Source organism: Microvirga sp. P5_D2, from assembly GCF_054049475.1.
Map to the genome: position 1 here is coordinate 1 of NZ_JBFUMH010000351.1, position 1,688 is coordinate 1,688.

The window sequence follows — 1,688 nt, forward strand, 5'->3', positions numbered from 1 at the left end:
GGCGGCGGCGCCATCGGTTTGCAACCGCTCCAGCAGTCGGCGAACCTGCCGCGGGCTCAGCGCCAGGCTATGGGCCGCCGAGACGATCGTCATGCGGCGCTCGACAACCTTCGACAGAACCTCAATCCGCTGCAGGTCGCGCTCGCTCATCGCTATCAGTCCCATCCGCGTTCTCCCGCATCGTTCAGAAGCGGGGAGTGTGACATTCCTACTTTGCAGGATCAGGACATTCTAACTTTGCGGCTACATATCAAATTCGCATAACAAAGATTATGGAACCAGAAGACTCATAGCCCAAGATCTCTGACAACACTGCCCCGCGGCTAACATAGCCCGAGCTTGTGCCGTTTCTCTAGTTGCCGCTGAATGCGCCATCATTCATAAATCGTCAGTTCTTTTTCCCGCGCTGCTCAGGAAGGTGCGGTAGGCCGTGTTGTCGGTCTCGTCCCAGTACGGATAGCCGAGCTGATTCAGGCTGTGCGCCAGTTGCAACCGTTCAGATACCGGCACTTGGACGCCAGCCAGGACGCGCCCATAATCCGCGCCGTGGTTGCGGTAGTGGAACAGCGAGATATTCCAGTTGCCAGACAGCCCATTGAGGAACTTCAGGAGTGCTCCCGGCCGCTCTGGAAACTGGAACCGGAAAATCAGCTCATCCTCAAGCCCAGGGGATGGCCCGCCCACCATGTAACGCACATGCAGCTTGGCCATCTCGTTGTTGCTCATGTCGAGCACGGGATAACCGTGCTCCCGCAGCATCACGATGATCTGATGCTTTTCCTGCTCACCTTCGGAGAGTTGGACGCCAACGAAGATCTGTGCCGTTCGAGGATTCGAATATCGATAGTTGAATTCCGTGATCGAGCGTTTGCCCAGCAGCTGGATGAACCGCCGGTAGCTGCCCGGCTGCTCCGGGATGGCCACCGCCAGTAGTGCCTCCCGATGCTCGCCGATCTCCGCACGCTCGGCAATGTGACGGAGCCGGTCGAAGTTCATATTCGCGCCGCTGTTGATGGCAATCATCCCATGCAACTGCGCTCCTTCCCGTTCCACATACTGCTTCAATCCGGCGAGACTGACGGCTCCGGAGGGCTCGGCAATCGCCCGGGTGTCTTCGAAGATGTCCTTGACGGCTGCACAGATCTCATCTGTGCTGACGGTGATCACCTCGTCGAGCAACTCATGGCACAGCCGGAAGGTCTCCTCGCCCGCCTGCCGCACCGCAACCCCATCGGCGAAGAGGCCGACCTGGTTGAGAATAACTCTGTCMCCTGCTGCAAAGGCAGCCGCCATGCTGGCGGCGTCCTCCGGTTCGACCCCGATCACCTTGACGTCCGGTCGCAGGAACTTGGTATAGACCGCAACTCCTGCCGCAAGCCCGCCGCCGCCGATCGGCACGAATACAGCCTCGAGCGGATCGGGATGCTGGCGCAGGATCTCCATGCCGACCGTGCCCTGCCCAGCGATCACATCAGGATCGTCATACGGATGAATGAAGGTAAGGCCCTTTTCGGCCTCGAGCTGCCGGGCATGGGTGTAGGCCTCATCAAAGCTCTCGCCGTGCAGAACCACGCGACCGCCCTGCCCTCTGACTGCCTGAACCTTGATGGTTGGTGTGGTGCGCGGCATCACAATCGTCGCCTTGGCTCCGAGCCTCTTGGCTGCCAAGGCCACGCCCTGGGCGTGAT

2 protein-coding genes are annotated in these 1,688 nt (G+C 60.0%); both read right to left on the reverse strand.

The window, feature by feature from the left end:
• The coding region (locus ACXJKO_RS31570; RefSeq protein WP_457094946.1) for a helix-turn-helix domain-containing protein at window positions 1-165 on the reverse strand (165 nt) is incomplete at its 3' end.
• 213 nt (window positions 166-378) lie between these two features.
• Window positions 379-1,688: threonine ammonia-lyase, biosynthetic (gene ilvA / locus ACXJKO_RS31575; protein WP_457094945.1), on the reverse strand; the 1,310-nt coding region annotated here is incomplete at its 5' end.